25 protein-coding genes are annotated in these 25,015 nt (G+C 53.1%); 4 read left to right on the forward strand and 21 right to left on the reverse strand.

All coding sequences use genetic code 11. The features are described from left to right. The first annotated feature begins 11 nt into the window (after positions 1 to 11). Complete coding sequence (locus ACTH3S_RS11560; RefSeq protein ID WP_441809183.1) at positions 12 to 164, forward strand: aldehyde dehydrogenase family protein; 153 nt, start codon at positions 12 to 14, stop codon at positions 162 to 164. Between the two features lie 94 nt (positions 165 to 258). Here ACTH3S_RS11560 and ACTH3S_RS11565 read toward each other — a convergent pair whose 3' ends face one another. After that, positions 259 to 1,029, reverse strand: coding sequence for a ferredoxin--NADP reductase (locus tag ACTH3S_RS11565; protein WP_441809162.1), 771 nt, complete (start codon positions 1,027 to 1,029; stop codon positions 259 to 261). Positions 1,030 to 1,167: 138 nt separating this feature from the next. Here ACTH3S_RS11565 and ACTH3S_RS11570 point away from each other — a divergent pair, with 138 nt between their 5' ends. After that, positions 1,168 to 2,052 (forward strand): LysR substrate-binding domain-containing protein, encoded by an 885-nt coding sequence (locus ACTH3S_RS11570; RefSeq protein WP_441809163.1) that lies wholly within the window; start codon positions 1,168 to 1,170, stop codon positions 2,050 to 2,052. A 3-nt stretch (positions 2,053 to 2,055) separates the two neighbouring features. On the opposite strand, the gene ACTH3S_RS11575 is transcribed toward ACTH3S_RS11570, so the two are convergent. Then, on the reverse strand, positions 2,056 to 2,661 hold the full coding sequence (locus ACTH3S_RS11575; RefSeq protein ID WP_441809184.1) for a tRNA-(ms[2]io[6]A)-hydroxylase: 606 nt from the start codon (positions 2,659 to 2,661) through the stop codon (positions 2,056 to 2,058). Between the two features lie 212 nt (positions 2,662 to 2,873). On the opposite strand from ACTH3S_RS11575, the gene acnB reads away from it, so the two are divergent. Then, positions 2,874 to 5,468, forward strand: a complete 2,595-nt coding sequence (acnB, locus tag ACTH3S_RS11580; protein ID WP_441809185.1) for a bifunctional aconitate hydratase 2/2-methylisocitrate dehydratase — start codon at positions 2,874 to 2,876, stop codon at positions 5,466 to 5,468. Positions 5,469 to 5,544: 76 nt separating this feature from the next. Here acnB and ACTH3S_RS11585 read toward each other — a convergent pair whose 3' ends face one another. From ACTH3S_RS11585 to ACTH3S_RS11660, 16 genes are all read right to left on the reverse strand, one after another. Continuing rightward, positions 5,545 to 6,537, reverse strand: a complete 993-nt coding sequence (locus tag ACTH3S_RS11585) for a zinc-dependent alcohol dehydrogenase family protein (RefSeq protein ID WP_441809164.1) — start codon at positions 6,535 to 6,537, stop codon at positions 5,545 to 5,547. A 23-nt stretch (positions 6,538 to 6,560) separates the two neighbouring features. After that, entirely contained in the window at positions 6,561 to 7,307 is a 747-nt protein-coding gene (locus tag ACTH3S_RS11590) for a sulfite exporter TauE/SafE family protein (protein ID WP_441809165.1), read from the reverse strand. Beyond that, positions 7,304 to 9,481 (reverse strand): TRAP transporter permease, encoded by a 2,178-nt coding sequence (locus tag ACTH3S_RS11595; protein ID WP_441809166.1) that lies wholly within the window; start codon positions 9,479 to 9,481, stop codon positions 7,304 to 7,306. The genes ACTH3S_RS11590 and ACTH3S_RS11595 overlap by 4 nt, the downstream gene beginning before the upstream one ends. Continuing rightward, positions 9,481 to 10,488 (reverse strand): TAXI family TRAP transporter solute-binding subunit, encoded by a 1,008-nt coding sequence (locus ACTH3S_RS11600; protein ID WP_441809167.1) that lies wholly within the window; start codon positions 10,486 to 10,488, stop codon positions 9,481 to 9,483. The genes ACTH3S_RS11595 and ACTH3S_RS11600 overlap by 1 nt, the downstream gene beginning before the upstream one ends. A 169-nt stretch (positions 10,489 to 10,657) precedes the next feature. Beyond that, a complete protein-coding gene (gene putP / locus ACTH3S_RS11605; RefSeq protein ID WP_441809168.1) occupies positions 10,658 to 12,151 on the reverse strand; it encodes a sodium/proline symporter PutP in 1,494 nt (497 codons plus the stop codon). 300 nt (positions 12,152 to 12,451) lie between these two features. Next, positions 12,452 to 13,231: an AraC family transcriptional regulator gene (locus ACTH3S_RS11610; RefSeq protein WP_441809169.1), complete on the reverse strand. Its 780-nt coding sequence runs from the start codon at positions 13,229 to 13,231 to the stop codon at positions 12,452 to 12,454. Between the two features lie 38 nt (positions 13,232 to 13,269). Beyond that, positions 13,270 to 13,905 (reverse strand): dTMP kinase, encoded by a 636-nt coding sequence (gene tmk / locus ACTH3S_RS11615; RefSeq protein ID WP_441809170.1) that lies wholly within the window; start codon positions 13,903 to 13,905, stop codon positions 13,270 to 13,272. Beyond that, entirely contained in the window at positions 13,902 to 14,951 is a 1,050-nt protein-coding gene (gene mltG, locus ACTH3S_RS11620) for an endolytic transglycosylase MltG (RefSeq protein ID WP_441809171.1), read from the reverse strand. Before mltG ends, tmk begins: the two co-directional genes overlap by 4 nt. A 5-nt stretch (positions 14,952 to 14,956) precedes the next feature. Continuing rightward, positions 14,957 to 15,787, reverse strand: a complete 831-nt coding sequence (locus ACTH3S_RS11625) for an aminotransferase class IV (RefSeq protein WP_441809172.1) — start codon at positions 15,785 to 15,787, stop codon at positions 14,957 to 14,959. 6 nt (positions 15,788 to 15,793) lie between these two features. After that, positions 15,794 to 17,041 carry a beta-ketoacyl-ACP synthase II gene (fabF, locus tag ACTH3S_RS11630; RefSeq protein WP_441809173.1) on the reverse strand — a complete coding sequence of 416 codons (1,248 nt, stop codon included), beginning with the start codon at positions 17,039 to 17,041 and terminating at the stop codon, positions 15,794 to 15,796. A 138-nt stretch (positions 17,042 to 17,179) separates the two neighbouring features. Continuing rightward, positions 17,180 to 17,413, reverse strand: a complete 234-nt coding sequence (gene acpP, locus ACTH3S_RS11635; protein WP_441809174.1) for an acyl carrier protein — start codon at positions 17,411 to 17,413, stop codon at positions 17,180 to 17,182. 135 nt (positions 17,414 to 17,548) lie between these two features. Further along, the gene (gene fabG / locus ACTH3S_RS11640) at positions 17,549 to 18,292 is read right to left on the reverse strand and encodes a 3-oxoacyl-ACP reductase FabG (protein WP_441809175.1); all 744 of its coding nucleotides are present in this window, start codon (positions 18,290 to 18,292) and stop codon (positions 17,549 to 17,551) included. A gap of 16 nt (positions 18,293 to 18,308) precedes the next feature. After that, positions 18,309 to 19,247 (reverse strand): ACP S-malonyltransferase, encoded by a 939-nt coding sequence (gene fabD, locus ACTH3S_RS11645; protein ID WP_441809176.1) that lies wholly within the window; start codon positions 19,245 to 19,247, stop codon positions 18,309 to 18,311. Positions 19,248 to 19,358: 111 nt separating this feature from the next. Next, positions 19,359 to 20,360 carry a phosphate acyltransferase PlsX gene (gene plsX / locus ACTH3S_RS11650; RefSeq protein WP_441809177.1) on the reverse strand — a complete coding sequence of 334 codons (1,002 nt, stop codon included), beginning with the start codon at positions 20,358 to 20,360 and terminating at the stop codon, positions 19,359 to 19,361. Between the two features lie 43 nt (positions 20,361 to 20,403). After that, positions 20,404 to 20,583, reverse strand: a complete 180-nt coding sequence (gene rpmF, locus ACTH3S_RS11655) for a 50S ribosomal protein L32 (protein ID WP_072796902.1) — start codon at positions 20,581 to 20,583, stop codon at positions 20,404 to 20,406. A gap of 104 nt (positions 20,584 to 20,687) precedes the next feature. Continuing rightward, positions 20,688 to 21,242, reverse strand: a complete 555-nt coding sequence (locus tag ACTH3S_RS11660) for a YceD family protein (protein WP_441809178.1) — start codon at positions 21,240 to 21,242, stop codon at positions 20,688 to 20,690. Between the two features lie 135 nt (positions 21,243 to 21,377). On the opposite strand from ACTH3S_RS11660, the gene ACTH3S_RS11665 reads away from it, so the two are divergent. After that, the gene (locus ACTH3S_RS11665; protein ID WP_441809179.1) at positions 21,378 to 21,974 is read left to right on the forward strand and encodes a Maf family protein; all 597 of its coding nucleotides are present in this window, start codon (positions 21,378 to 21,380) and stop codon (positions 21,972 to 21,974) included. Between the two features lie 20 nt (positions 21,975 to 21,994). Here the strand turns inward: ACTH3S_RS11665 and ACTH3S_RS11670 are convergent, their stop codons facing one another. The 3 genes from ACTH3S_RS11670 to rluC are packed head-to-tail and all read right to left on the reverse strand — an operon-like array spanning position 21,995 to position 24,818. Next, the gene (locus tag ACTH3S_RS11670) at positions 21,995 to 23,020 is read right to left on the reverse strand and encodes a S49 family peptidase (protein WP_441809180.1); all 1,026 of its coding nucleotides are present in this window, start codon (positions 23,018 to 23,020) and stop codon (positions 21,995 to 21,997) included. Between the two features lie 38 nt (positions 23,021 to 23,058). Then, positions 23,059 to 23,706 (reverse strand): HAD family hydrolase, encoded by a 648-nt coding sequence (locus tag ACTH3S_RS11675; RefSeq protein WP_441809181.1) that lies wholly within the window; start codon positions 23,704 to 23,706, stop codon positions 23,059 to 23,061. Beyond that, positions 23,706 to 24,818, reverse strand: coding sequence for a 23S rRNA pseudouridine(955/2504/2580) synthase RluC (rluC, locus tag ACTH3S_RS11680; RefSeq protein WP_441809182.1), 1,113 nt, complete (start codon positions 24,816 to 24,818; stop codon positions 23,706 to 23,708). The genes ACTH3S_RS11675 and rluC overlap by 1 nt, the downstream gene beginning before the upstream one ends. Positions 24,819 to 25,015: the final 197 nt, after the last annotated feature.

Here is a 25,015-nt window from a genome sequence, read left to right on the forward strand (position 1 = left end):
CATTTGAAGCTCTGGATTTCGGTATTATTGGCATCAACGACATTAACCCAACCAGCGCAGCAGCTCCCTTTGGGGGCATGAAGAGCAGCGGTCTTGGTCGGGAGGGTGCTCAGGAAGGCATTGAAGAATATCTAGAAACCAAGCTGGGTGGCTTTGCCATTTGACAGCTTCGCTGCTCCTTGTGCCCGGCCTTCAGCCGGGTTTCAAGTTTCGTATCTAATTCGAGGCAAGCCAGCAGGATACTGGCCAGCTCTCCTTCTACTTCTCCACAAACGCCCGCTCGATCACGTAATGCCCCATGTCGCCACCTCGAGCTTCTTTGAAGCCCATGCTGTCGAGAATGGAACAGGTATCCTTAAGCATGCTCGGGCTACCACAGATCATGAATCGATCATCCTCAGGATTTAAGTCAGGCAAACCAAAATCACCGGTTATCTTGCCGCTCTGCATGGCGTGGGTAAGCCTGCCCTCATTACGAAAAGGCTCACGGGTCACCGTTGGATAGTATTCAAGTTTGCCCTTAACCATCTCACCAAAGAACTCGTTTTCAGGTAGCTCTTCAATTTCCTGCTGATAGGCAAGTTCAGAGGCATACCTTACGCCGTGAGTGAGGATAACCTTATCAAAGGCATCGTAAACCTCCGGGTCTTTAATAATACTCATAAACGGGGCAAGCCCGGTGCCAGTGCTGACCAGCCACAAATTCTTGCCGGGCAGCAGGTTGTCCAGAATTAGGGTTCCGGTAGGTTTTCGGCTTACCAGAATCTCATCCCCCACCTGAATTTTCTGCAGGCGCGAGGTCAGCGGGCCGTTCTGTACCTTGATAGAAAAGAACTCCAGCTCCTCTTCATAATTCGCACTGGCTATACTGTAGGCGCGCATTAAAGGCTTACCTTCAGTTTCCAGGCCAATCATCACGAAATGGCCATTTTTGAACCGAAACCCTGGATCTCGACTAGTCTTGAAACTGAACAGGGTGTCGTTCCAGTGGTGTACGCTGGTAACGGTTTCTTTTATCAAGTTGCTCATGTAAACCTCTTGCCTGTCCGAATCGGCGGCGAACGTTTAAAATATGGATTGCGTAGAGTCTACCGCATCACTAACCTATCGATGAAATGGGATATTCCCATAACCTTATTCGATAATGTCGATTTAGAGCGCTTTGTTATGAAGTACAGTTTCAGGCAACTCGAAGTCTTTCTAGCCGCCGCGCACTTCCAGAACATTACCCGTGCTGCAGAATCGTTGGCTATGTCGCAGTCTGCTGCTAGTAGCGCACTCAAGGAACTGGAAAACCAATTCGACATTCAATTATTCGACCGTGTTGGCAAGCGCCTACAACTGAATGAGCTTGGGCGGCTCTATCGCCCCAAAGTGGAAGCTGTGCTCGCACAAGCAACAGAGCTGGAGCAGGCCTTTAGCAAACACACCGAAGTAGGTGCCTTAAAAGTCGGGGCCACCTTAACTATAGGTAACTATCTAGCTGTTGGCGTAATGGCCCAATACATGAATACCCCTACCCAGCCCCGAGTATCACTAGAAGTAGCCAATACCAGTACCATCGCACGCAGGGTCAAAGATTTCGAACTCGATATCGGTCTTATTGAAGGTGAGCTGCAATCTTCAGAGCTCGAAGTTTTGCCTTGGCGCGGCGACCAACTGGTGGTCTTCTGCTCCCCCACACACCCGCTGGCAGCCAAGAAAGAACTCTCGGATGCAGATCTGCGAGACGCGACTTGGGTTATGAGAGAACAAGGTTCCGGAACCCGGCAAAGCTTCGAACGTGGCATGCACGGCCTGCTCCCAGACCTGAACGTACTGCTTGAGCTGGAACACACCGAAGCGATTAAACGAGCCGTGGAAGCCGACTTGGGCATAGGTTGCCTGTCAGAAGTCGTGCTTGCCGATGCATTCAAGCGTGGTAGCTTAGTGCCACTGAGCACACCAAAAAACAGGAACTTTGAACGGCAATTCTACTTCATTCTGCACAAGCAGAAGTACCGGAGTGCCGGCATTGACGCCTGGATTGGCCTGTGCCGCGCACTAGCCTAGCGTTCAAGCAACAGGCCCACTGTGAAACCGGAACTCACTGTCTGGCTCCAAAACAAGCTGTTTTTCTATAGCCAAAAACTCCGCAACTCGCTCATCTACGGGCCCTTCGTTGGCCTGTTCGGCCAGAGCCAGGTAATCCCGATAATGACGCGCCTCTGACTTGAGCAGGCTGCTGTAAAATTCCGCCAACTCATCATCCAAAAACGGAACAAGCGCGGCAAACCGCTCGCATGAACGCGCCTCGATGATGGCCCCCACCACCATTACATCCACCAACCGGCCTGGATCATCCGTGCGTACGTCTTTGCGCAGGCCTGCCGCGTACCGTGCGGGCGTCAGGTGACAATACGCTATCTCCCGCTTGTTAATAATGGCCAGCACTTGTTCAAAGTGACGCAGCTCTTCCCGCGCCAAACGAGACATTTTGTTAAGCAAATTGGTGTTCTCTACGTAACGGTACATTAAGCTCAGCGCCGTCGACGCCGCTTTTTTCTCGCAATGGGCGTGATCGATAAGCATCAGATCTTGATTGGCCAGGGCGTTATCAATCCACTGCCGTGGTGTAGCGCAGGGTAGAAAGTCATGGATCTCTTGCAGCGCCAGAGTCATGGAGTCTGTTTTGTGGTTCATGGTAAGCACAACGTCAATTCAATGGGTGGGCGATTATAACTCACTATCAGGTCTCTCCGACCACTGTCCAACTTAACTTTATAAGTGCTTTCCTATAGAATGCAGCGCCAACTTAAGGTCTTTCTCCCATAAAACTCCCGCTAGGCATGATGCCACGCTGCGGGACATACCAACTGATGAGGGTCCAAACCGTGTTAGAAGCCTACCGTGAACACGTTGCAGAACGTGCGGCTCTGGATATTCCCCCCAAGCCACTGAACGCCGAACAAACTGCCGCTCTGGTTGAGCTGCTGAAGAACCCGCCTGCAGGCGAAGAACATACTCTGGTCGATTTGTTGGAAAACCGCATTCCACCAGGCGTAGACGAAGCGGCCTATGTAAAAGCAGCCTTCCTCACCGCTATTGTTAAAGGTGAAGCAACGTCTCCGCTGCTGGAGAAGCCCAAAGCTGTACAACTGCTGGGCATGATGCAAGGCGGCTATAATATTGAAACTCTGGTGGATCTGCTCGACGACAGCAATCTGGCAGAACTGGCCGGTGAGCAACTCAAGCGCACCCTGCTGATGTTTGATGCCTTCAACGATGTGAAGGATAAAATGGACGCTGGCAACGCCATTGCCAAGTCCGTTGTTGAGTCCTGGGCCAACGGCGAGTGGTTCACCAATAAGAACAAGGTTGCCGAGAGCACCAAGATGGTGGTTTTCAAGGTAACCGGCGAAACCAACACCGATGACCTGTCTCCTGCTCCTGATGCCTGGTCCCGCCCAGACATCCCGCTGCACGCCCGCGCTGCCTATAAAATGGAACGTGACGGCCTGAAGCCGGAAGAGCAAGGTGTAACCGGCCCAATGAGCCAGATTGACGAAATCAAGGCCAAGGGCCTGCCCGTTGTCTTTGTAGGCGACGTAGTAGGTACTGGCTCTTCGCGTAAGTCTGCCACCAACTCGGTGCTATGGTTCTTCGGCGAAGACATTCCTGGCGTGCCGAACAAACGTGCTGGCGGTGTGTGCATCGGCAACAAAGTTGCCCCTATCTTCTTCAACACCATGGAAGATGCTGGCGCCCTGGTATTCGAAGCCCCCGTAGACGATCTAAACATGGGCGACGTGATTGAAATCCGCCCATACGATGGCAAGATCTTGAACGAAGCCGGAGAAACCATCTCCGAGTTTGGTTTCAAATCCGAAGTGATTCTGGACGAAGTTCAGGCCGGCGGCCGTATTCCGCTGATTATCGGCCGAGGCCTGACCGCCAAGGCACGTGTCGCACTGGGCCTGGGCGCAACGGATCTGTTCCGTCTACCCAAAGACCCTGAAGCCGGCACCAAGGGCTTTTCCCTGGGCCAGAAGATGGTCGGCAAGGCCTGCGGCCTGGAAGAAGGCCAAGGCGTTCGCCCTGGCACCTACTGCGAGCCACACATGACTACCGTGGGCTCCCAGGACACCACTGGCCCAATGACCCGTGACGAGCTGAAAGATTTGGCTTGCTTGGGCTTCCAGGCTGATCTGGTTATGCAGTCTTTCTGTCACACCGCAGCGTATCCGAAGCCGGTTGACGTTGAAATGCAGCACACCATGCCAGATTTCATCAAAACCCGTGGCGGTGTTTCCCTGCGCCCTGGTGACGGCATCATTCACTCGTGGCTGAACCGTATGCTGCTGCCAGACACCGTCGGCACCGGTGGCGATTCCCACACCCGCTTCCCAATGGGTATCTCGTTCCCAGCTGGCTCTGGTTTGGTAGCCTTTGCTGCCGCCACGGGCGTTATGCCACTGGACATGCCTGAATCTGTACTGGTTCGCTTCAAAGGCGAAATGCAGCCAGGCATCACCCTACGCGATCTGGTACACGCTATTCCGCTGTATGGCATCAAGCAAGGCATGCTGACTGTTGAGAAGAAAGGCAAGATTAACGAATTCTCCGGCCGTATTCTGGAGATCGAAGGTCTTGAACACCTGACTGCTGAGCAAGCATTTGAGCTTTCAGATGCTTCTGCCGAACGCTCTGCCGCAGGTTGTACTATCAACCTGTCTGAAGAGTCAGTAGCCGAGTACCTACGCTCGAACATCACCATGCTGCGCTGGATGATTGCCGAAGGTTATGGCGACCCACGCACTCTGGAACGTCGCGCCAAGCAAATGGAAGAATGGATTGCCAATCCGAAGCTGATGCGGGCTGATAAAGACGCCGAGTATGCGCATGTTGTAGAGATCGATCTGGCCGACATCAAAGAGCCAATCGTGTGCTGCCCGAACGACCCAGACGATGCCCGGACCCTTTCCGAAGTGGCTGGCGACAAGGTGGACGAAGTGTTCATTGGCTCTTGCATGACCAACATCGGCCACTTCCGCGCTGCTGGCAAACTGCTTGAGGCGAACAAAGAGCCGCTAAAAACTCGCCTTTGGATGTCTCCGCCAACCAAGATGGACCAGGCGCAGTTGATGGAAGAAGGCTACTTCAACATCTACGGCACCGCTGGTGTGCGTACTGAAATGCCAGGCTGTTCACTGTGCATGGGTAACCAGGCACGTGTAGCGGCCAAGAGCACTGTTCTTTCTACCTCTACTCGTAACTTCCCGAACCGTCTGGGCGATGGTGCCAACGTGTACCTGACCTCCGCAGAACTGGCTTCTGTGGGCGCGATTTTGGGCAAGCTTCCATCTGCGGCAGAGTACATGGAATACGCCAAGGATCTGAACAGCATGTCGAAGGAGATCTACAAATACCTGAATTTCGACCAAATGGAGAACTACACTACAAAAGCGGCTGAAGCGAACATCGCTTAAGCTCTAGCCTTTAAGGTTTAGCTCCACGAAAAACGCCAGCCGGAAGGCTGGCGTTTTTTTATGACCGTAAATCCCCCTATCGTTGCAACAGGATTTTACCAACGGCGAGACCGGATTCGAGGCGACGGTGAGCGTCGGCAATCCGGGCAAAGGTGAAACGCTCATAATCCAGTAACGGCCGGATCGTTCCCTGCTCCAACATTTCGCTCATTGCGGATATCAGACGTGGCTGATCATCCATACCGATACCGTGGAGCAACGGGATTGAGCGAAAAATCACATGAAGCGTCAGACCCTTGGCGTGCATCAAACTAAGGTCATGAGTAGAACGGGTATTGATGGAGCACAACCGTCCTGAAATGGCTGTTGCCTCAATGGCTCGATCCACGTTTTCTCTTCCTACCGTATCAAACACCAGACTGAAACCTTGCCCGCCGGTTAGTCGCTGTTTGTATGCATCAACCGATTCTTCACGGTAAAAAACAATATCATCCGCCCCAAGTTGCCGTGCCAACTCTGCTTTTTCGGGCGTAGACACTGTGGTAGCCACGCGCGCCCTCAGATACTTTGCTATTTGAATAGCGACGTGCCCTACTCCTCCCGTTCCGGCATGAATCAGAACATGCTCACCGGCCTGAATTTCTGCCCGCTCTACGAGAGCCGACCAGGCAGTTAGAAACACCAGAGGTAGCGCCGCACACTCAACCAGCGGTAGCGTCATCAACGAGGTGCGCTTAGCCAGTAAACGAGCATCTGCGACCATAAAGTCTGCCAACGCTCCCGGCCAACCTTTGGTACCACCGGCGCATCCGAATACTTCGTCGCCTTCGGAAAAACAGGTAACTCCCGCTCCAACCTTATCCACAATACCCGCGACGTCACCATTCAAGATTGCTGGCATGTCGGGCCCCGCTTTCACCAGGCCAGAACGGATCTTGGTTTCAATCGGATTAACGCTGGAAGCAACTACTTTGATTCGCACTTGGCCGGCAACCGGTTCCGGAGCTTTCACCTCCCGCTCTACAAAAACGTCGGGGCCGCCAAACTCCTCGATGACCATCGCTTTCATCGTAACTTCTCCCCAATGTCTGATTAATAGGCCACAAGCCGGACCAGTATTGCGCTTGCCATTATAAGGGTAATCCACGTTACCCAGTGCGTACCCTTCTCACTCAGGTTCACTCTGACAGCAACAAATGCCCCAGTGATATTACCAAGGGCCAAGACCAGGCCCACCCCCCAACGAACCTGCCCGTTTACCGCGAAAATTAGCAGTGCAGGCAAAGTGTACAAGAGGATAATCGATACTTTGAACACATTAACCTGGCGCAGGTCGATGCGCAGCATTCGGTATAAAACCACCAGAAACAGTGCACCTACACCTACCTGAATAAACCCACCGTATACACCGATCAAAAACATGGCAATGTAAATAACCGGGCCTAGACGATCTGGTGTTAACGGATTAGTGTCCAGCTTGGGCTGCGGCAGCAGCATAAATATGGAGGCACCGATCATGGCGATAATCAGCACCCACTCAAATATCGCGTCTGCCACCCAGGTTGCTATCCAGGCACCCAGAAGTGCCCCCAGCACCGCCGGAACTGCCAGGTGCAAACTCACCCGAAGATTGCCATGACCAAGGCGCTTAAAACTGGCCACGGCGGTTGTGCTCTGCAAAATGATTGCTACCCGGTTGGTGCCGTTGGCAACCTGCGTCGGCAGCCCCAGAAACATCAGAAGCGGCAGGGTGAGCATCGACCCACCTGCTGAGAGCACATTGATAAAGCCTGCAATGCCGCCCACCGCAAGCAGCACCAATACTTCAATCACCGTCATGCAGCGCCCGCAGTCTCCGCTTTTCTGTCCGGGTCACCCGAATCCAAACTACGCCCACACCGACTGCTCCATATCAAAACACAAAGAAAAATCACCAGCCCAGCGCCGTCTGCCCAAATATGGCCGTGTGGCCAAAGCATCAACGCACCAATAGGAAACATAAGCAGCCGCACCAGAAGATTGAGCTTGTGCTCAAGGTAGCCTTCAAGGCCTGCAATGATTGCATAGAGACCAAACAGGGCAAAACAGAATACCCGGATCATTTCAGTAAAATCGCCGGTAATGAGAGGCGAATAAGCAAACAGCAGCGGCACTATGTACAAGCCCTTGGCAAGCTTCCAGGCGGTAAAGCCTGTACGCATCTGCGGCGTTCCCGCAATGGCGGCGGCAGCAAAAGCGGTCAAACACACCGGCGGTGTAACGTTTGAATCCTGAGATAACCAGAAGATAACCATGTGGGCAGCCACCAGAAGCATCGAAAGGGCCGCAGGTGACAAGGCTTGCTCCAGAAGCTGGCTACTGAAGGTATCCGGCACCAAAGAAAGCAACTGCTGAGCCGTTGCTGCATCCATGGGCGCATCGAGCAACGACAGCTTATCGGGCGCGGCCAGCATAAAAATGGCCTTGGCCTGCTCTGGCAGGTTGCCATTCACCATCAACTCTACCAACTGGCTCTGCGCAATCAGGTTGTATATCGCTGGCGCTGAAAGCGTGGCAAGCACAATATAAGCTGCCGTTACGGGCAGCCCCATCCCCAGAATCAAGGAGGCCAAAGCGACCAGTAGAATCGTAATCAGCAAGCTTCCACCTGCCCAGTCGGTAATCATCAGAGAGAATGTATTGCCAATGCCTGTGGTGGATACCACCATCACAATCAGGCCAACCGTAATCAGCAATATTGCGGTGGTCGTTATGTTTCGCGTACCCATAACCAGAGCGTCGAGAATATCCCGAAGCCCCATAGGATGCTTTGAAAGCCATGACGCCACAACAACCGACAGAATCGCAATACCCGCCGCATAGGTGGGCGTAAATCCATGTACAAGCGCCGCGACAAGAACAATCAAAGGCAACAAAAAATGCCAGCCGCCCTTGAGAACTTCCTTGAGTGAGGGCGCCGCATCGTCTTCCAGCTTAACGGCATGGCTGCGCTTAGCCTCGATACGCACAAACATAGCTACCGAGACGAAATAGAGAAGGGCCGGAAGAGCGGCAACGCCAATGATGGTGAGGTAAGAAACCTGAGTATAGGAGGCCATGATAAACGCCCCCGCCCCCATCACCGGCGGCATTAACTGACCACCCGTGGAGGCAGCCGCTTCAACACCTGCAGCAAAGCGTGCCGGAAAACCTGCCTTTCGCATCAGTGGAATGGTGATAACGCCGGTAGACACCGTATTTGCAACGCTAGAACCTGAAACCGAACCCATAAGGCCGGAGGCAAATACTGCGACAAATCCTGGGCCGCCAACGAATCGCCCTGCGGCGCAGCGAGCCAACTCAATAATAAAGTACCCTGCCCCAGACTTAACTAAGAAAGCCCCAAACAGGATAAACATGAACACGTAGGTCCATGATATTCTGGCAATAGACCCCAGCATTCCCTGGCCGCCAATATAAGAGCGATAGAGAACCGTCTCCCAAGACAGTCCTGGGAAATTGAAAAGACCGTCTACATACTGCCCCCACCAAGCCACATAGGTCAGCGCAACAATACATAGAACGGGAATAAACCAACCAACGGTTCGCCGGGCCAGCTCCAGTATCAGCATCACCGAAACAATTGAGACAATCCAATCACCGGTATCAAAGTTAAACCCACGCTGATAAAGATCATCTTCGAAGATAATCAAGTAAAACGCACAGCCTAGTGCGGTCAGCCCCAGCATCACATCAACACCCAGCACCATCCGCTGCCCTCCTACCGAGCGAGCGTTGAACATGGGCGTGGTAAGCGTGCAAATAAGACCGAAAAGACCGAAGTGCAGAGCAGAGCTCCACAACTCCGACAACGTGGAGACAGTGTTGAAATAGAGGTGAATAACGGCGGTGACGATAGCAAGCCAAAAAATCACCGGTCCAATCAGCCGGTGACCCAATCGCTCACTCGCCTCTGCAGCACTCTCGTCGCGAACCGCAGTGGCCGGCTCGCTGCCTGCGTTACCAGTTACCATTACTGAGCAATCAGTCGCTCAGGTATATTAAGCCCCTGCTCCTTGTAGAAACGTGCGGCTCCGGGATGAAGCGGCAGAGGCAGGCCTGCAATCGCTTTTTCAAGCGCCATGGCTTTGGTTGCTGGGTGAATATTGTTCAAGAACGGCAGGTTGTTGTAGATGGTTTTTGTGATTTCATAAACGTCCTTCTCGGGTACATCTGCACGGGCTGCCAGGATATTAGGCTGGGCAATGGTATTGATATCCTGATCCTGCTTCGGATAGGTGCCTGCAGGAATGGTGTAAGGCGTCCACAGTTCGAAATCGCTGTTAACTTCTGCAACCTGCTCCGGTGTGAAGTTCAGGGTGGTAATCCCCTCACCCATATTGGCATAGGCTCGGGTTACCGCGGCAGCAGGTACCCCAGCGGGTATGTTCATGCCATCAATATTGCCATTCTGAAGAGCATCGGCACTGGGGCCGTAGCCTTGATAAGCCAGATTTACCTTATCCAGATCGATACCAACTTTGCCCAGAATAAAGCGGCCAGAACCTTCGGTGCCTGAATTCCTCGCACCAATGGAAAAACTCTCGCCGTAAAGGTTGGCCATATCTTCAATTGTGCCGGTTTTTGCAACATCTTTGGTCACCACAAAGTGCTCTACGTTTTGCCAAAGCATGGAAACCGAGCGCAAGTCTTTGTAGGCCTTGGGAACCGGGCCGGTGCCGTTCCAAGCGTATGCACCATAGAGCCCCTGCAGAATACCAAACTGAATCTGGTCTTCGTCCATGAGCTTTAAGTTCTCACCCGAACCGGCGGAACTGATCGCAGAAACCGATATATTGCTAGACGGCTCAAGCTTAACCTTGATGAGAGTTGAAATAGCGACACCCACGGGATAGTAGGTTCCCCCGGTTGTGGCTGTGCCCATCACATAATTCCCTTCCGCCTGAACGCCGGTGGAGAGGGAAACCACGGCAGCAGCTAATAGTCCCGAGGCGCATTTCAGCATTCTATCCTTACTCATAAAGTGGCTCCTTTTATCATTGTTTTGGCTCACACTTGGAAGTGTAACTCTCTAAAGATAGCTGCACGGCACAGGTTCTTCCAGCCGAGTACCAAGCTCGGGATACAAACAAAAAAAGGGGCTCCCGTAGGAGCCCCTTTCTTACCTCAAGCGCCATTCGCGCTATCGGTTATTGTCCAGTCTCTGCCTGGTATTCATTTGAATCGCCAGTGGCAAGACTCACCACCATGATCGCGATGAAGGAGGCTACGAAGCCTGGCATGATTTCATAAACACCAGGGCCACCCATGAACTCAGCGTTCCAGCCCAAGGATACCCAGATCATAGCGGTACCTGCACCCGCAATCAGGCCTGCCAGTGCGCCAGCGCCATTCGTGCGCGGCCACATGAGTGCGAGAATGATCAACGGACCAAACGCTGAACCAAAGCCTGCCCATGCGTTACCGACCAAGCCCAAAACATCTGAGGTGGGATCAGAGGCGATTACCGCAGCAACAAGGCCCACAAGTACTACGCATACACGGCCAACGTTTACACACTCACGATCACCTGCTTCTTTGCGCAGGAACAAGCGGTAAAAGTCCTCTGTCAGCGACGAAGAAGCCACCAGCAGCTGGCTGGAAATAGTGCTCATTACCGCGGCCAGCAGAGCCGCATACAAGAAGCCTGTGATCAACGGATGGAACAGCAAATCTGCAAGAATGATAAAGATGGTCTCCGGATCGTCAACTTCTATGCCATTACGCACTGCGTAGGCACGGCCGAAAATACCCAAGCCAATGGCGCCGATCAGCGAAATAGCCATCCAAGACATGCCGATATTACGAGCAGTCGGAACTTCTTTCACTGAACGAATCGCCATGAAGCGAACAATGATGTGCGGCTGACCAAAGTAACCCAAGCCCCACGTTACTGCTGAGAGCCATCCAATAAAGGTAAGTCCTTCCGTCCATGAGAGCAGAGTGGGATCTACCTCATTCAGCGTTGCTGTCGCCTGGGCGAAACCGCCACCGCCTTCGCCAAAGAGTACAACAGCCGGCATAAGCACCAGCGCAACCATCATAATGCAACCCTGCACGAAGTCGGTCATGCTCACAGCCAAGAACCCGCCAACCACTGTGTAGGCCAGCACCACGCCCAGTGTTATGACGATACCTACGCCGTAGTCACCCAAACCACCGAAGTTGAAAATTCCCGCAAATGCACTTTCAAACAGCTTACCACCCGCTACCAGGCCTGACGCCGTGTAAACCGCGAAAAACACCACGATAACGATGGCTGACACAGTTCGCAGCGGTAATGCCTGAGTAGGAAACCGGTTCGCCAAGAAGGCCGGGATAGTTAGGGCGTTACCGTAATGAACGGTTTGAGACCGCAGCCTGGGAGCAACAATAACCCAGTTAATAAACGCACCCACAAACAGACCAATGCCGATCCACGCCGAAGCAAGACCTGACACATACATCGCCCCAGGAAGACCCAGAAGCAACCACCCGCTCATGTCTGAAGCGCCAGCAGACAAAGCGGCTACCTTTGGACTGAGCCCCCTACCGCCAAGCATGTAATCTTCGGATGAAGAGGTAGATGTGCGCATCGCAAAAATGCCGATGCCAATCATCACCGCAAAATAAGCAAATAGACTAATCCAAACACCAATAGCCATGGAACTCCTCCGGTTTAATGAGTCGGATTATATCCGCTCTCAAAGCACAGGCCTGACAACGCATGCCAGCCTACTGTGTCATTCTTCTTGTTTACTTGAATTCCTTCCGAACTTGAGCAAGGTAACGCATCGCCCGACCTTAACTATAGTTAAGTATCCACAATTTGCGACCGAAACTGCAACCAAGTTGGTAGGCTGAAATTTAACACGACAAGACTAGTATCACTACGTATACCCCGCTTACAAAATCCTACGATTCTTTTACGGAATTCTACGGGACTGAGCTTTTGTCACTTAAAGTCAGGCAACGTTATCACTAATTTGCAGTCTAGCAGGGGTAGTTCCCTTGTGTTTGCGCAATGCATTGGTCAATGCACTCTGGGAGGAAAAACCGACCCTGTAACTGATTTCCGATACTGAAAGGGGCGTCGAGACCAAAAGAGTGATGGCCTGGTTAAGACGAGTCTGTAAAAGAAACTGGTGAGGGGTGGTTCCAACCACCTCGCGGAACACTTCATGAAACCTGCTGACACTTAAGCAGGCCTCACTGGCTAACTCCTGCACTGTAAGTTTCCGGTGCAGGTTGGCCCTGATATAGCGCTGCATTGCAGCCGGGCTGAGATTGTGTCGATTGGAGGTGACGGCCTTTTGGCTAATCATTCGATCGGCCATGCAATACAGAATACTGGCCGCCAGATGGCCGTGCATTGCGTGGTTATCGGGCGACCGGTCGAACTCGCCTGCTGCAAACTGAACCAATCCTTGTAAGCGGCTATCCATTTGGATGGTACGGGGCCTTTCGAACACTCGCACCATACGTTCGTAATCTGCGTGGGCTGGGGTAGAAATAGCTGGGTTTGAAGGGTCTACATTGATGACCAAAACATGATTCTGGTGATCGCCACAGTAATCGTGCCGAGCTTCCGTAGGCACAAGGCAAGCTTTCCACGTATCTAAGTGAGAGCCAGTTCCGTCAACACTCAAATCCGCTTCGCCGTGAACACCAACCACTATTTGGTGATGCTCATGGCGATGCTGGTGAGAGGCAGTTGGTAGTTTGAGTAATCGGGCATCCAGCATAGACGCAACCGGAACCTTTAATTGAGAATATAACTCGATTAAAGCAGATCTGACTGGAACTTGCACATAAGTTCGCTGATTCTGGCGCTTACCTGCTCCAGCGAAGCCGATGCATCAACGATATTGTAACGAGCGGGCTCAATCGCCGCGCGAGCCAAATATGTGTCGCGAATGCGCTGGAAAAAAGACACGGTTTCTTGTTCAAATCGGTCCAATTCCCCCCGCTGTTTTGCCCGAGCCATACCGGTTTCGACGGGTGCGTCCAACAAAACCACATGATCGGGCCGCACGTCACCCTGCACCAAGTTTTCCAGCAACGCGATCTGCTCACTTGGAACGCCGCGGCCTCCACCTTGGTAGGCAAACGTTGCATCGGTAAAGCGATCACACAGCACCCACTGCCCCTTTTCAAGGGCGGGAAGAATATATGTATGAAGGTGTTGTGCCCGGGCTGCAAACATGAGGAGCAGCTCAGTGAGTTCATTTACCGACTCATCTCGTGGTGCCAGAAGCAGCTCACGAATCGCCTCAGCCATAGGTGTGCCACCGGGCTCACGGGTAACCATGCAATCAACACCTAGGTTTTTTAGGGTGTCAGCAGCATTGGCAATCTGGGTAGATTTACCCACGCCCTCAGTACCCTCAAAGGTAATAAACCGGCCACGAACGATCATTTTTTATCATCCTTACCTGCCGGTGATGATCGGTAATCCGACCGGCGATTCAGCTGAAAAGCGCGAACGGCCTTCTGGTGCTCTGCCAGCGTATTGGAAAACTTATGAGTGCCATCACCGCGAGCCACAAAGTAGAGAGCTTTTCCAGAACCGGGGTGCAACGAAGCATGGATGGCTTCACGGCCAGGCAAAGCAATAGGTGTAGGCGGCAGCCCGTCAATACGGTAGGTGTTGTACGGCGTGTGAGTACGCAGATCCCGGCTACCTATGCGACCTTTATACTTCTCACCCATGCCGTAAATTACGGTAGGGTCGGTCTGCAAACGCATGGGTTTTTGCAAGCGCCGAACAAATACGCCAGCCACCTGCTCCCGCTCATGAGGGGCACCGGTTTCGCGCTCAACAATAGAGGCCATTATCAGCGCCTCATAGGCGCTATCGTATGGCAAACCTTCTTCCCGGTTCTCCCACTCTTCGGCGAGTACATTTTCCATTCGCTGGAATGAGCGCCGAAGAAGATCGAGATCTGACTCGTTACTTGTGAACAGATAGGTGTCTGGGAAAAATCGTCCTTCCGGGTGCTCACCTTCCGCACCAACCGCCTCCATAATTTGCGCATCCGACCACTGGGAAGTGAGCTTCTCAAGACGCTCTGTTAACGCAAGGGCAGCGCGCATGTCGCTGAAAGTCCAACCTTCAATAAACTGCACAGACCAGTGTTTGGTGTCACCTTCAACCATCTTTGCAAGCATGGCTTCAGCGGTCATACCGTCGGTGAATTCATACTGCCCCGCTTTGATTCTGGTTTGGTCGGGAAACAAACGACCGTAAACACGCACCCACAAGTTTTTTTCCACCAACCCACGGGCTTCCAATTGCTTGGCAACACTACTGAATGCAGTACCAGAAGACACATCAAATAGCACCGGCTCGACCATAACAACCGGCTTTGAGAGAGAGCCCAGCCCTTGCCAAACCCACAAACCAGTGCCCGCACCAACCAACACGACGGTACAAACAACCGCAACCAAAAGTTTCTTAAACAAACGAATTATTCCAGCAGCTCGAAAGGATTGAAGATTGTCGCAAGTCCATCATCTACAGGCAAATCCTGGCCTGCAAGAACACCAACCGGAACAGCACCTATAACACTGTTAAGAAGAAAGAGCCCAAGGCTGTGCGGGCCCATAACATCCGCGATACTCACAGTACGCTCCACAACTACTTCACCCCTAGCTCTTAGCCTTTCCAGCATCCATTGGCGCAATATGCCAGCCACAGCAAGGCTCTTCGCCGGCGGTGTTACCCAACCCTCGGGCGTTTTGAGAAGTAAATTTGTACGGGTTCCCTCAACCAAGTTGCCAGCACTGTCTGACATGATGACTTCAAACAGATTGCCCTCAATCTCTCTGGCGGCCATAACCTGTTCCAGCCGATTGAGTGATTTAATGCCCGCCAGAAGAGGGTTCACCGTGAGCGGGACACGGGAAAAATCGGCAGCAACTCCAGACGCAACCGGTGTTGATGGCATGGCACTGGCAGACACCATAAGGTTTGGTCGAATTCCAAGTCCCGGCTGGTAGCCGCGACCACCCTCCCCTCGGGTGAGAGTTAACTTGAGCACCCAGCTACCATCGGCCTGCTGACTCGTATAACGGTCTGCGTAACGATTAACCGCTGCGGTGCATGCTTTGCGAAGATCGGTAAGGGCAACAGGAATGCCCAGCCTGCCTGCATCGCGAACCATACGGTCAAGGTGGCGAGCCAGGAGAACACCCCTGTTGCCACGCATGCTTATGGTCTCGAACAGGCCATCACCGTATGCCACTCCCCGATCGCCGGCCGGCAGGCCACCTTCATCAGCCCAGCAAAGGTTGAACATAGCGCCTCAGCCTTCGTAACGACGGATAATCAACGTGCCGTTAGTTCCGCCAAAGCCAAATGAGTTAGACAAAGCAACGCGCACATCTGTCTTGCGACAGTTATTAGGAACCAGATCCAGGTCGCAGCCTTCATCGGGATTATCAAGATTAATGGTGGGCGGCAGTACGCCATCTCGTATAGCAAGCAATGAAAAGATGGCCTCAACTGCACCTGCTGCGCCCAACAGGTGCCCAGTCATAGATTTGGTGCTACTCATGGCCAATTGACTCGCGTGATCACCAAACACACGCTTAACAGCCGCAATTTCTGCGACATCGCCCACTTGCGTGGAGGTGCCATGAGCATTGATGTAATCAACGTCTTCCGGCTGCAACCCTGCGTCTCGTAGCGCGTTAATCATAGAACGTGCTGCGCCCTCCCCGTCTGCAGGTGGCGCCGTAATATGGTGGGCATCATCACTCATACCAAAGCCGACCAGTTCGCCATAGATAGTGGCACCGCGTTTTCTGGCATGCTCCAACTCTTCCAGCAGCATCACGCCGGCGCCGTCACTGAGCACAAACCCATCCCTGTCTTTATCCCAAGGACGGCTGGCTTTCTCTGGTTCGTCATTGCGGGTGGACAAGGCTCGGGCAGAGGAAAACGCAGCCATTCCCGTGCGCGTTGTTGCCATTTCAGAGCCACCAGCAAGCATTACGTCTGCATCGCCGTATGCAATCGTGCGGGCAGCGTATCCAATATTGTGAGTACCTGTGGTGCAGGCTGTCACTATGGCAATGTTCGGCCCCTGATAACCAAACCGAATAGCGGCGTTACCGGAGATCATGTTAATCACCGACGCTGGAACAAAGAATGGTGACACTTTGCGTGGACCAGATTTCTCCATGGTGAGCACGCTTTTTTCGATGTACTCCAGCCCACCAATACCGGATCCGATGGCGATACCCGCTCGTTCGCGATCCAGATCGTCGTATTCCGCAAGGCCACTGTGGTCTACCGCCTGCTGAGCCGCAATCAGACCGTAGTGAATAAACGCATCCAGCTTTCTGGCTTCTTTGTTAGAAAGGTAAGACTCCAGATCGAGATCTTTGATCGCACCACCAATCCGGGTGTTGTATTCGGAGGCATCGAAGCGTTCAATCAGACCAATCCCGCTACGGCCGGCCAGGATACCCTCCCAGGAAGACGCGACATCGTTTCCCAGCGGAGACAACATTCCCATACCAGTGATAACAACCCGTCGTTTACTCATAACCTTGTTCACCTGATCTTTTTCATCTTATCGGTTATCTTGAATGAAGCCATAAAGGCCCATTCTCAGGCAATAAAAAAGCCGTCCTTCACTGAATGACAAGGACGGCTTTTGCCTGGCTAGCTTAACTGCAGAGTATCAGGTATGCGCGACAATATAGTCGATCGCGTCCTGAACACTGCCTAGCTTCTCGGCTTCTTCATCAGGAATCTCAGTCTCAAATTCCTCTTCCAGTGCCATGACCAGCTCAACGGTGTCCAGTGAGTCAGCGCCAAGATCCTCTACAAAAGAAGATGAGTTCTGAACCTCGGACTCTTTAACGCCCAACTGTTCACAAACGATCTTCTTAACGCGCTCTTCAACTGTACTCATAATGTCCTCACTTTGTGTATCAACCAAGCAACTCAAGTGCTGCCAGTTTAGAGTAAACCCCACCTGCAAACAAGCAGGGATCCGGTTAAACATGTTGTGCGACAAGGGGTTGCGCACGAGCTCCGAAACCGAAGCTTATCCCATGTACATACCGCCGTTCACGTGAATGGTCTCTCCAGTCACATAACCGGCAACATCCGATGCCAGAAAAGCAACTAGAGCTGCTACTTCTTCCGGCTGCCCTAGACGACCTGCGGGTATAATTTCCAGCATAGCTTCACGCTGCTTGTCGTCCAGTTTTTTCGTCATATCTGTGTCGATAAATCCGGGCGCAACACAGTTCGCTGTGATGCCGCGATTCGACATTTCCTTCGCCAAGCTGCGGGTGAAACCCTCTACACCAGCCTTTGCAGCACAATAATTAGCCTGCCCAGCATTACCCATACCGGCGACCACGGAGCTTACGTTAATAACGCGCCCCCAACGTGCTTTTGCCATGCCACGTAAAACAGCTTTACTGGTACGGTACACGCTTGAGAGGTTGGTTTCGAGCACCGACGCCCAGTCGTCATCTTTTAGCCGCATCAGCAGATTATCACGGGTAATACCTGCATTATTGACCAGAATCAGAGGCGCACCGGATTTTTCGGCTATCTCTTTTAAGCCCACATCAATACTCTCGGGGTCAGCAACGTTCATCACAATGCCGTAACCCTTAACACCTGCAGCCTGGAGGTTATCCGTAATGGTCGCGGCCCCCTCGGCAGTAGTGGCCGTGCCCACCACCTCTGCACCCTGCTCTGCAAGTGCTAGAGCGATCGATTTTCCAATTCCCCGGGTAGCACCGGTTACCAGCGCTGTTTTGCCTTCCAGAGACATGCACAACTCCCTTTCTTCAAGACGATTCAAATGCCGCAAGTGCAGCGGTCAGTGCTTGCGAGTCTTCCGTCCCATGAACGGCAAGCCCTTTGTCAATTCGCTTGGCCAGTCCTGCCAGCACTTTGCCAGTGCCACATTCCAGGGCTACGCTGACATCACTTTTAACCAGAGTGCGAACCGAATCCGCCCACAGTACAGGCGAATAAAGCTGCTTGAGTAGATTAGCTTTCAGTGTAGCCGAATCTGACTCTGCTGCAGCGTTAACATTCTGTATAACGGGAATAACGGCATCGCTAAAGCGAACGTCATCCAATGCCTCCGCTAACTCCTCTGCCGCACCCTTCATCAGCGCACAGTGGGAAGGAACGCTAACCGGCAGTGGCATGGCTTTACGGGCGCCTTTTGCCTTACAGGCCTCAATAGCCCGATCCACAGCGGCAACCGAACCTGCAATAACCACCTGACCCGGCGCATTGAAGTTCACAGCAGCTACAACATCACCATTGGCCGCCTCTTCACAGGCGGCGACAACATCGGCATCTTCCAAACCAAGAATAGCCGCCATTTTGCCTTCACCAGCGGGAACGGCTTCCTGCATCAATTCCCCACGCAGGCGTACTAACTTAACGGCCTCCACAAAATCGAGGCTTTCAGCAGCCACCAATGCGCTGTACTCGCCCAGGCTGTGGCCCGCCAGAAAGTCTGGCCTGGGGCCTCCTGCAACAAACCATTGCCGCCAGAGCGCTATGCTTGCGGTCAGCATGGCCGGCTGGGTAACCATGGTTTGATTAAGCTCTTCTGCTGGGCCTTTCTGGCAAAGATGCCAAAGATCGTAGCCAAGCACGTTAGAAGCTTCAGCGAAGGTTTTATTAATCATGGGCCAAGACTCGGCAGCAGCGGAAAGCATGCCAACCGATTGGGAACCCTGTCCGGGAAATATAAAGGCTGATTTCATAAGCGGGATCTTATCGTCATTGGGAGTTTCAGGAGATTAGCCAATAGTACAAGCTGGACGGTTTTAGCGCGAGCAAGCCGCATAACCGAAACCAACTTCAGGCTCAGGCGATCAAAGCATCAGATCGTCAAGGCGTTCGTTGATGCGCCGTGGCACTTCTAGCTCAACCTCACGAACTGCCTGGCGGATAGCTGACAGCATAGCGCGCTCATTGGCGTTGCCATGGCTTTTTATAACCACACCCTGAAGGCCAAGAAGGCTGGCACCATTATGACGGGAGGGATCCATCAACCGAAGGAGCCGGCCGATAATAGGACGGGCAAGAATGCCAACAAAGCGCCCATAAAGCCCGCGCGTAAAAGCCTGTTCCATGAGCTCAATCAGCAAACCGGCCACTCCTTCGCCGGTTTTCAGCGCAATATTACCCACAAAGCCGTCGCACACGACTACATCCGCAACGTCGCGAAAAAGGTCACTGCCTTCAACATAACCGATATAGTTAATGGAATCGCACTGGGCGAGCATGTGAGAGGCCAGGCGAACTTGCTCATTGCCCTTTATCTCTTCTTCACCAACGTTCAGCAAAGCAACCCGCGGCTCGCCTTGACCGCAGATTGCCGAGGCCATGAGCGAACCCATCAGAGCATACTGATAAAGATTTTCCGCGCTGGAGTCCACATTGGCGCCAAGATCCAGAACATGACACCGCCCTCGCAGCGAGGGAATCAGCTTAGCAATTGCAGGGCGCTCTATACCGGGATACATACGGATAAAAGAACGACCAAATGCCATCAGGGCACCAGTATTACCCGCACTCACACACCCCTGAGCCTCGCCATCACGAACCAAGGCCAAAGCGATAGCCATGGAGGAATTTTTCTTGTGGCGCAGTGCGTGGGATGGCCGCTCATTCATACGGACAACGTCCGCGGCTTCCACAACACGGATTTTCGGGTGCCCATCACGCAAAAAAGCCTCAAGTTCACTCCGGATTCCCACCAGAATAAAACTCAAGGCTTTGTTTTCACGCACCGCTTCGAGGGCCGCCGCAACTACCACTGCTGGGCCCCGATCGCCACTCATGGCGTCAATCGCTATGGTGACCGGTTTCACCGTTCGTCCAATCGACTGAGGTTGGTGCGGCTATACAACGAGATTACTCGTCGCTAGCTTCAATTACCTGCTTGCCACGATAGAACCCGTCCGGAGACACGTGATGACGACGATGAACTTCGCCAGTGGTTGAATCAGTGCTCAGAGCTACAGGGCTCAAAGCATCGTGGGCACGGCGCATGCCACGCTTGGAACGGGTCTTACGGTTCTTCTGTACAGCCATGGTTCTACTCCTGACCTGTTAACGTAAACTTTGCATGAATATCGTTACAAGTAACGTGTGTTCATTTGATTGCGCCGGCTTCCTTAAGGACACCCACGCCTGAATTAATGCTTCGTATTCTTGAGCCCCGCCAGCACGCTGAACGGGTTATCGCCTGTTTTCTTCTCCGGCTGGGCAGAAGGTCCGTCTCGCTCGTAGGCTTCCAGATCGTCATTAGCCGGGCATTCGGCGCGATCGTGAAGCGGATACGGAGCCAAAACCAGCAGTAACTCGTCCTCCGCCATCGACCAGAGATCCGCACTGAAATCATCAGTCAGATACGGTTCAAGATCTTTAGGCAACCGCTGCGCCTGCTCATCACTGGTTACCAGCCCCAGTATAAACTGAGAAGTCAGCACAGACCCCATGGATCCCATACAGCGCTGACACTCCAAGTTTACCGGAGCCTCCAGCTCGCCTGAGACGATGCGGCGGCGCTGGTCGTCCTTATAAAAGGACAACTTAACACGGCATACAGCGCCCTCTTCAAATCCCAAAACAGTTTCGCGGAAACGAGACAATGCACTGATAGGAATTTCTCCCTCCAGTACGCTGTTGTGCTCCGCCAACTTGTAGGGGTCGACTATTTTCGGTAATTCGGCACTAGACGCATTTGACATAGGCGCGCAATTCTAGGGGCGAAGCTCGCTTCTGTCAAAGACTTCGTAGGGTTTTGGCCGGGGGTTCCGGTTTCCATAGGTGTATTCTACGATACGCGCACAGAAAATGGCGAAAATTCTCAAAGGATAACCCCCATGCCTCAACAACACTTGCTACTGGCCTCATCATCTCCATACCGCCGGGAGCTCCTAGCAAGACTTGGGCTGCCGTTCTCCTGCGCAAGCCCAGATATAAATGAATCACCTGCCCCAGGAGAAGCTCCCGAGGCTCTGGCAGTGCGTTTGGCGAAAACTAAAGCCAAATCTCTGGCAGCCGCTCACCCAGGGCATTGGATTATCGGCTCCGATCAAGTGGCCGCGCTGCCTGATGGCACCCTGCTAAGCAAACCCGAAACCTACTCAAGGGCCCACCAACAACTGGAACGAAGCAGCGGCCAGAGCATTAGCTTTCTGACCGGACTCGCTCTCCTTGATGTTGATTCCGGAAAACTGCAATCTTGCTGTGAACACTTTACCGTTCATTTCCGGGAGCTGACCGCCGGCGAAATCGAGGCGTACCTACGTAAAGAAGAGCCCTACGACTGCGCCGGCAGCTTCAAAATGGAAGGACTAGGCATCACACTGTTCCGAGAATTGCAGGGCCGAGACCCGAACAGCCTGATTGGCCTGCCCCTGATTGCCCTCAACAACATGCTGACAACCTGGGGCAGAAACCCTCTATTAGAACCTTAACGATATTTGCAGCCGCCCAATTATCGTAACTCTAAGCGCGACTCTACCAATTGGCTGGCAACACCCTGACCAAAAGACAGACCAAGCTGGTCAACAAAATCGAGCAGCGGGCCTTTTCGCCGGCTGTAATCAACCAAATCTTCCTGGCCGATGATCTGCCTAGCAACATAGGAGGTGCTGCCCAGACCATCAATAAGACCCAACTCCAGTGCCTTCTCGCCACTCCACACCAGACCACTGAACAGGCGCTCATCGTCAGCAAGGCGATCTCCACGACCTTTCTTTACCGCCTCTATAAACTGCTGATGGGTATTTTCGAGCACACTTTGCCAGAACACCACTTCCTGCTCTTGCTCAGGCGAGAACGGATCCAGGAAGGCTTTGTTGTCGCCGGCTGTATATAGCCGGCGCTCGACGCCCAGCTTATCCATAACTCCCGTAAATCCGAAGCCACCGGCCACAACCCCGATAGAACCCACAAGACTGGCCCGATTGGCATAGATCTCATCGGCCGCAGCCGCAATATAGTAGGCGCCGGAGGCGCCAATATCCGAGATCACTGCATACACTTTCTTTTCTGAGTACTCCTCCCTTAAACGCTTAATCTCGTCGTAGACATAGCCGGATTGAACCGGACTGCCACCCGGGCTGTTGATGCGCAAAATAACCGCAACCGCATTTTCCTCTTTAAACGCCTCGCGCAGGGAGCCGACAATGTTATCTGCACTGGCAAGCTCATCGACAGAGATTGGTCCGTTTATTTCAACCAAGGCCGTGTGCTTGCCGGTCGCGGCTTCCAGGCCGCCATCGAACGGTGACCAAACAATAGCCAATAAAGCAAACAGGTACGCAAATGTGAGAATTTTGAAGAAAATACCCCAGCGCCGACTGCGACGCTGCTCAGACTGCAGAGACATAACCAGCTTTTCTATCAACTTCCAGTCTCGGCCCGATTCAGGCGGAACCTGTGGCTGATTTCGCCCCGCGCGCGGCTCTGCAGGCTTATCACCCCATTCTGGAGTCTTATCGGAATCCCATTCACTCATGTACTTACCCTGTTAAAATTAAACCCATCCGGACCTATTTATAGCCCGAGCACACTGCGGAGATCTGGCACAGAATCAACAATGGCGTGCGGAGCATACTCCCCAAGCACATCACGCTTGTGCACACCCCACTCAACGCCAATCGACGGCATACCAATACGCTGAGCCATTTCCAGATCATAACGAGTATCGCCGATCATAACGGCCTCGGAAGCCTCAACTCCGTAAAAATGAAGAATCTCTTCGAGCATACGAGGATCCGGTTTGGACCGAGTTTCGTCAGCACAACGCGTAATATCAAAATGCGCCCCGAGCCCACTGGAAACAAGCGCTGGCTCAAGCCCCTTGCGACTTTTACCGGTAGCCACAGAACACCCACGACCAGCGCCCTGGAGATCGGCCACTACATCCGCCATACCCTCAAAAAGGTTCTGCGGCGTTGTTACTTTACGAAAGAAGTAATTAGCGTAGCCCTCCCGGATGGTCGTCATTTCATCGTGACTGATTCCGGGATATAGCCTTTCCAGCGCCTCAACCATACCCAAACCGATAATGTCACGGTAGGCCGCCCTCTCTAGCGCTGGATATCCTAAGTCTGCAGCAGCCTGATGCAGACTGTCTGCAATATGGTCTACGGAATCCACCAGAGTTCCGTCCCAATCAAAAATAACAATTTTAACTTCCATTAACCTGCTCCCGCTGCACGCACTTCAAGCCTGCTCAGCACGTGATCAAACACATCGTCATAAGGCGCCTCAAACCGAACGGCCTCCCCGCTGACCGGCAAGGCTAGCTCCAACGCTCGGGCGTGCAGCATTAAGCGCTGCCCGCCAACAGACCGAAAGGCCTTAAGGCTTACATCATCCATATACTTATCATCTCCGGCTATGGGGTGACCGGCACAAACACTGTGCACACGGATCTGATGGGTTCGACCCGTAACCGGCGAAGCCTCTACCAAACTGTATCCTTTATAGCGCGCAAGGCACCGAAAGGTTGTAAGCGAGGCTTTGCCGGCTTCATCTACCCGGACCCTGCGCTCACCATTAGACATTTCGTAACGCAGCAACGGCTCATCAATACGGCCAAGCTTATCTGGCCAGTCCCCCGCCACCAAGGCATGGTACTGCTTACGAATGCGTCTTTGCCGGAGCTCCTCCTGTAGGTAGCGAAGTGCCGACCGCTTCTTAGCAACCATCACCAGCCCGGATGTATCTCTGTCTAAGCGATGCACCAACTCAAGAAAACGCGCCTCCGGCCGAGCCGAACGCAGCACTTCAATCAGACCAAAACTCAGACCACTGCCACCGTGCACCGCAATACCCGATGGCTTATTCACAACCAGCATTTGATCATTTTCAAATACCACAGCCGCTTCCACCACACCCTGCACACGGCTACCTGGAGCAGCCTGGGGTGCCTTTTCCTTACGGATAACCGGCGGAATGCGCACTTGGTCGCCTGTTGTCAGCCGCGTATCTGGTTTCACCCGCCCCTTGTTAACCCGCACCTCACCTTTGCGAACGATGCGGTAAATAATGCTTCTGGGCACCCCACGGAGCTGAGCCAGCAAAAAGTTATCCAGCCGTTGCCCGTGATTATCCTCGTCCACCGTTACCCACAGAACGCCTTGCGACACACTTTTCGGACCTCTTTCTGGCACTTTCTTTACAGCACCGCGCTGAACCGCATCTTGCCCGACACTAGCCTGCCGGGCCTCCACCCTGCGTGCCGGGCGAGGCGCCGGCTTTCTAACCCGAGCTTTGGCGGGCTTTCCGGTAGCAGTTTTGCGGGACATAAGGTTCCTTTAATGGGTGGTATAACTGGCGATACGAGCAGGATTGAACGGTTCCCTGAATACTGTTATATTCCGGCGTGATCTGTCGTTTGTCTACGGCCTGACCAACTCTAGTCAGAAGCCGGAGCGGCAGAAGAGTATACCGACACTATTCAAGAGTTTGAACGCCGAGCGCCCAATCACTATCGGGCACGGCG

The sequence above is a fragment of the Marinobacter sp. genome, assembly GCF_052094685.1.
Lineage (GTDB): Bacteria > Pseudomonadota > Gammaproteobacteria > Pseudomonadales > Oleiphilaceae > Marinobacter.